The following is a 6,324-nucleotide window of genomic DNA, read 5'->3' on the forward strand; positions in this document are numbered from 1 at the left end:
CCGTCGACGACCACCGGTACGACGACGGCAACGAACACGAGGCCGTCGGCCCCGACGAGGTCACCGGCGGACGGCTCGTGACCGGCGGCCTGGTGGTCGGTGCCGCGGACGTCACCGGCGGCCGCGTCGTCACCGGGGCGGCCGAGGTCGGGTTGGTGACGCCGCCGGTGCAGGCGACCCCGTTGAGAGCGAAGCTGGTCGGCGCCGGGTTCGAGCTCGAGAACGCGCCGTTGAACCCGAACGACTGGCTGCCGCCCGTCGGGATGCTGCCGTTGTAGCTGGCGTTCGTGACCGTGACCTGCGACCCCGACTGGGTGTGGGTCCCGTTCCACAGCTGGGTGATCGTCTGCCCGGCGGCGAACGACCAGGTGAGGCTCCAACTGGTGATCGGGTCACCCAGGTTGTTAACGCTCACATTGGCACCGAACCCGCCCGGCCACTGACTGCTCACCGTGTAGGTGACCTGGCAGCCGGCGGCGGCGTTGGCGGAGATGGTGGTGGCGACGGCGGTTCCTGCGGCGGCGACGACCGTGACGGTCAGCGCCACCCGGGACCACCTGCGACTCAGTCGCATAGGTGTCCTCCAAGAATCGGACGGATGACGAGGGTTCGCGGCTGTGCCCGGCGGCCGCGCCCCTCGGATACCCGGGCCGCATCGGCTCCCGCGAATGTCTTCGGTCCGGAGGCCCGATCGTTATGCGGGCGGGGAGGCCACGTCAACGCGTCGAAAGTCCCCGGTGCGGCGCGGCCGCGACCCCGGCGAACCGCATCCGGCCCGCCGTTCGCGCGCCGTGTAAGTTTCGGTTTCCGAAAGTTCCCCCGATCCGGTGCGCTGGGGGAACCGCTTCTCCACGCGAATTTGTGTTCTTTGGCCAGTCACCGCGGAGTCCTCGAAAATGTCGGGCTACCGCCCGGAACTTCCAGACCCGCTCAGGCGGCGGGCGTCGACGCCGCGTCCAGCCACGTGTTAATCAACGCGCTCAGGTCCCGGCCGGTGTGCGCGTTGACGAACCGGACGAAGGTCTCCCGGTCCACCGACTGGTTGCGCTGCGTCTGCACCCAGTCCCGCAGCAGCCGCTCAAACGCCGTCGCGCCGATGGTGGACCGGATCTCGTGCAGCATCAAGGCGGGGCTGGCGTAAACGTTGCGGGCGCCGAAGTGTCCCGCGCGCGGCCGGCCGGGTGGTCCCGCCGTGGTGCGCGCCGCCCGGTCCTCGGCCCGCCAGCCGCTCACCACCCCTCGCCGGCTGGCCCCGCCCTGGTCGATGGCCCACTCGCCCTGGATCCAGGTGGCGATGCCCTCACTGAGCCAGATCGCCGCCCAGTCCCGGGGCGTGACCGCGTTGCCGAACCACTCGTGGCTCACCTCGTGCAGCAGCAGCGACTCGCCGCCACTCGACCGGCTTCCGATAGTGATCATCTGCTGGGTCTCCATGGCCGAGCCGCTGTCGACCACGACCACGCCGGCGGACGGGAAGGGGTAGGGCCCGAACCGGTCGGCGAGCCACCGCAGCACCTTTGGCAGCCGCTTGACGAGCTGCCGCTGGCCGTTGTCGGCGCCGGCGCGCAGCCACACCGTGACCGGCACGCCGCCCGGGCCGGCGGCGGTGAGCTTCTCGTACCGCCCGATCACCAGAGTCGTGGCGTAGCTGGCGGCGGGATCGGTGGCCCGCCAGCGCCATGTGGTCCGCGACCCGCGCGGCTCCGACCCCACCAACTGGCCGGTGGCGATGCCGGTCCAGCCCTTCGGCACGGTGACGGCGATGTCGTAGAGCGCCTCGTCGGACGGGTGGTCGTTGACGGGATACCAGGTGAACGCGCCGACCGGCTGCTGGATCGACCACGCCTCACCGTTGCCCATGGCGCGCAGGCCCATGCCGTTGCCGGTCCATCCGCTCCAGCCGGGCATCGACTCGGGCCGCGGGCTGCCGTGATAGCCAACGACCAGCGTCGCCCGCGCCCCGGCGGGCAGGGCCCTGGCGAGCACGAGCTTGTGACCGCTGCGCTTCGCGCCGACGCGCGCACCATCCACACTGACCTGGTCCAGCGCGTACGCGCGGGAGAAGTCCAACGAGATCCGGGGCACCGCCGTGACCGCGCGGAGCGTGATGGTGGCGGTGCCGGTGAGGGTCCGCGACCCGGGCGCCCAGGCCAGGTCCAGTCCGTAGTGCAGCACGTCGAGCGAGGCGTTGCCGTAGCCCGGGTAGAGCTTGTCGGCGACCGGGCGGGACAGACCCGCGGCGTAGGGGTCCGGCGGCACGTCGGGCGTCGCCGGTGCGCTCACCGGCGGACCCGATGACCCGGCCGACCCGGTCGGGACGACCCGGGGTGGGTCACCGGCCGAGCACCCGGCCACGGCCGCGATGAGAACGAGCGCGGCGGCCATCATCCGCAGCGGCGGCCGTGCGGCTTCCGGCGCCATCGCCGCATTCTGCCACAGCGACCCGAACCGCAACCGCTACCAGACGTAGGGCACCAGTCGGAAGCGCGTCTCGCGCACGTACTCGCGGTAGCCGTCCAGGTCCTGCCCGAGCGCCTTCTCCTCGTCGAGGATGCGCAGGACCAGAATCACGGTGGCCGGAACAACGGCGACCAGCCCCCACCAGGAGTCGAGGGCGACCGGGATGCCGATAGTCATGATCAGCGCCCCGGCATACATCGGGTGCCGGATGATTCCATACAGGCCGGTGGAGACGAGCTTCTGTCCCGCGTACACCGCGATGTTGGCAGCCGCGAAGCGGTTCTGCAGGACGACGACCATCGTGATCACCAAGCCGGCCGCCACCACCGCGTCCGCGATCAGCACCAGCACGGTCGGGACCGAGGACCAGCCGAAACGGTGATCGAGTGCGCAGAACACCAGCAGCGCCGGCATGAGCACAAGGAACGCGAAGACGAGCACCCGCTGCACCGGCCGCGTCTCCTGCCCGACCTTCATCCGCCGCTCGATCGCGGCGGGGTCCCTGACCACCAGGTAGACACTCGGGCCCGCCGTCACAACGGTGACGGTGCCGATAAAGACCCATGCCTGCCAGTAGTCGAACGTCCCTGCCGGGACGAAGAGCAGCAGCCCCAGGCAGACCATGCCCGCCAGCGACGACACCGCGGTTTTCGGACCAGTCCGCATATCTGTACCTTCGCCATATGTCGGTGCGGGCTACCAGGTCACTCCACCACACCGCGGGTCGCAACGACGTCAACCGCGCCGTCCCGTTCCGATCCGCCACTACCCTGGTCCGGTGACACTCGCCGCCGAACCGGATAGCGGAACCGCGGAACCAGACGACCGGCTCGCCGCCCTCGTCGAGGAGCACACAAAGGACGGCTTCCGCAACCCACTGTGGTGGCGGTACCACATGGTGCTCCTCGTGTGGCGGGCTGCCGTCGTGCCGTGGGTACGCATTGTCGGGAACGTCCGCGACGACCTCGGCCTCCGGCGACGCGAACTGCACCACCGCCTCCTCACCCGGCATGCGAATGACCTGCGGGCCATCCCCCGGGTTCGGGCCGCCATCATGAAGGCGCTGCCCGACACCCACGCGGCGAAGGGCAACCCGGCGTTCGCCCGCCTGCTCACCCGATCGTTGCGCAGGTCGTCCCGATGCGGCATACGGATCGCGCGGGCGCGGATCCGCATCGGTGCCGCCTTCGCCCTGTTGCGGTTTCTGACCGTGCTCGCCCTCATCGTGCCGGTGGCGATCGGCGCGGCGCGATGGTGCACGGTGCGGTGGCAGCGCCACCCGCTGGACTGGACCGTCCCCCACGGCAGTTACGACATCGCCACGGTGGCGATCACCGCGGCGGGGATCGTCTGCCTGGCCGGCGGGTTCGCCGTTCCCGTGCGGTTCCGTCGGCTGACGGCCACCATCGGGACGTTCCTGATCCTCGCCGCGCTGGTGATGCAGGTGCTGAGCCTGCTGGTTGGAACGACCCAGGAGTTGTGGAGCCCGGATACGGCCCTCCTCGCCGCGGGCATGCTGCCGATGGCATGGGCCCTGGCCGTACGTGGCGCACTGGCCCTGGCGGACCGGCTCGTGACGACCTTCTCGGCTTCGGAGAAGGTGCGGTTCATCGTCGCCTGCGGAGGGATCGGCGCCTGCCTCGGCTCCGGGTACGCGTGGTCCTGGGATGGCTGGGAGCAGGCGCGGGCATACGGGGAATTCCTGATCAACGACACCCAGGGCGGCTGGCCGGCCCTGGCCGACCACGTCGTGGGCACGATGCCGCTGGGACTGCTGTTCGCCGGCACCGTGCTGTTCCCGATCGTGCTCGCGGACGCCGTAGCGCCGCGCGTGATGAACTGGTGGTCACAGCGGATCTGGCTGGCCGACCCGCAGCTCGCTGCCCAGACCGACCTGATCTACGTCTTCACCATGCTGCGCGGCGAGCTGTCCCTGGCCGACCCGGACACGAAGATCATCGCGATCCGCCGGCTACAGCGTGCCAGTCGAGCGGTCGAGCGTGGCCTGCCGCGTACCATTCCGCTGGGCAACGGCCCGGCGCGGCAGACGTTCGCCGACCGGTGCCGCGTTGCCGGCCGGAGCATCGACGCCCTGAGCGTGTGGGTGGCCCTGCCCCGCCAGGACACCCACCTCGTGCTGCGCGGCAAGCTCGCCGCCAGCGCCGCCGCACTGGTCACCGGCCGGTACGACGAACTGCCGGCGGATCCGCCGTTGGCCGAGAGTGTGCCGCAGCGCTTCCGGCGCCTGGCACACGTCGCGCGCTCCCTCGTGGTCGCCGCCGTGCCGCTGCTCGGCGTGTACGTGGCACGCCAACTCGGCATCCACCTTGACGGTGTCGTCGGCGGCGCGGTGGTCGCGTTCTGCGTCGCGTGGGCCGTCGTCACCTGTCTGGCCCTTCTCGAACCGGCCTGGAACGAGCGCCTGACCGGAGTCCGCGACCTTTTCAGCACACTCAGGTCGACCACCGGCGTCCGCCACGAGGAGCGCACCCGCTGACCCGACTGACGGCGAAGGTGCGGATCCGGGTGAGCTATGCGCAGTTCACCGTTGGCACGGCGGTGGCGTCGCCGCCGGTGCCGAGGAATCCGAACGTGGTGGTGCCGTTGGCCGCGATCGAACCGTTCCAGGACGCGTTCGTCACTGTCACGTTCGAGCCGCTCGTGCTCAGCTGACCGCTCCACAGCTGGGTGATGCTCTGGCCGCTGGGCAGCGTCCAGGTCGCCCGCCAGCTCGTGATGGGCGACGAGCCGGCCTTCACGGTGACCTCACCCTGGAAACCGCCCGGCCAGGCGTTGATCACCCTGTAGGTCGCCGAGCAGGTCCCGGACGGCGGCGGACCGGACGTGACCGGCGGACGGCTGGTCACCGGTCCCCGCGTGGTCGGCCCGGCCGTGGTCGGCCCGGCCGTCGTCGGACCAGCCGTCGTCGGACCAGCCGTCGTCGGACCAGCGGTGGTCGGCCCGGCGGTGGTCACCGGCGGCCGGCTGGTCGGCACGCTGCTGGTCGGCACCGTGCCGTCGAGCGGCGGGTAGGCGTTGGCCATGAGCTCACGGAACTGGGCCGAGAACCACGAACCCGAGATCGGGGCGTTGGGCAGGGCGCCGGTCATGCTGTTGCCGTTGCGCTCGTTACCGGTGTAGGTCGGGTCGCACATCCGGTCGAAGCCCTTGTTGTCGTTGTTCGGGATCAGCGACGAGGACCCGTCGGACTCGCCCGGCGGCTTGATCCACACGTAGGCGTCGATACCGGAGGCCGGCGCGGCGGTCGGCCGCTCACCGAGACCCGCACCCGACTGGTTGCACCAGTTGCCCGCGTGGATACGCCGGTCGATACGACCACCGTTGACGTAGGCGTCCACCGACGTGGTAGGACCGGGGCCCGTCGGACGGGCCGAGCCACCCCAACCGTTACGGCTGGTGTCGATGATCATACCGATGCTCGACGGGAAGCCCTTGCTGACCAGCGTGTTGCGGAAGGCCTGCGCGAAGGTCAGCTCGTCGACATACTGGTTCCAGTCGATCCACTTCGCCTGGCGGACCGACGTGCCGTTCACCGTGTCGGTGATCTTCACGTACGGCTCGGTCAGCGCGGAGTAGTTGGCCGTGTTGGTGATGAAGCCGGCGACGTTGTTCACGGAGCCGGACTTCACGGCGGTGGAGTACATCAGGTCGGCCGTCGGACCGGCGTTGGTGTCCCAGCCGATCCAGCCGTGGTGCGCCGCGTCGACGTAGTTGTAGACGTTGCTGTACGCGCCGAGCTTGTTCAGCGCGTAGGCGATGCCGTCGACGTAGCCGCCGTTGGACTTCATCGTGGCGCAGGCGGTCAGGTTGGTGTTCGTCACCAGGTTCGGCAGCGAGTCGACC

Annotated in this window: 5 protein-coding genes; 1 reads left to right on the plus strand and 4 read right to left on the minus strand. The window is 70.3% G+C overall.

Translation table 11 applies throughout. The features are described 5' to 3' along the window. From ABD211_RS16560 to ABD211_RS16570, 3 genes are all read right to left on the minus strand, one after another. Positions 1-547, minus strand: a 547-nt coding sequence (locus ABD211_RS16560; RefSeq protein ID WP_425560428.1) for a cellulose binding domain-containing protein, incomplete at its 3' end; no start/stop codon positions are given. A 383-nt stretch (positions 548-930) separates the two neighbouring features. After that, positions 931-2,421: a M1 family metallopeptidase gene (locus ABD211_RS16565; protein WP_344132039.1), complete on the minus strand. Its 1,491-nt coding sequence runs from the start codon at positions 2,419-2,421 to the stop codon at positions 931-933. 36 nt (positions 2,422-2,457) lie between these two features. Then, a complete protein-coding gene (locus tag ABD211_RS16570) occupies positions 2,458-3,126 on the minus strand; it encodes a methyltransferase family protein (RefSeq protein WP_344132042.1) in 669 nt (222 codons plus the stop codon). Between the two features lie 112 nt (positions 3,127-3,238). On the opposite strand from ABD211_RS16570, the gene ABD211_RS16575 reads away from it, so the two are divergent. Further along, positions 3,239-4,957 (plus strand): hypothetical protein, encoded by a 1,719-nt coding sequence (locus ABD211_RS16575; protein ID WP_344132045.1) that lies wholly within the window; start codon positions 3,239-3,241, stop codon positions 4,955-4,957. Positions 4,958-4,991: 34 nt separating this feature from the next. Here the strand turns inward: ABD211_RS16575 and ABD211_RS16580 are convergent. Continuing rightward, the coding region (locus ABD211_RS16580) for a glycoside hydrolase family 6 protein (RefSeq protein WP_344132048.1) at positions 4,992-6,324 on the minus strand (1,333 nt) is incomplete at its 5' end.

Origin of the sequence: Luedemannella flava (assembly GCF_039528515.1) — a bacterium.
GTDB classification, from domain to species: Bacteria; Actinomycetota; Actinomycetes; order Mycobacteriales; family Micromonosporaceae; genus Luedemannella; species Luedemannella flava.

Bases quoted from the DNA above. Each gene is read 5' to 3' on its own strand.
- ABD211_RS16565 (WP_344132039.1), bottom strand. From the start codon at position 2,421: ATGGCGCCGGAAGCCGCACGGCCGCCGCTGCGGATGATGGCCGCCGCG.
- ABD211_RS16570 (WP_344132042.1), bottom strand. From the start codon at position 3,126: ATGCGGACTGGTCCGAAAACCGCGGTGTCGTCGCTGGCGGGCATGGTC.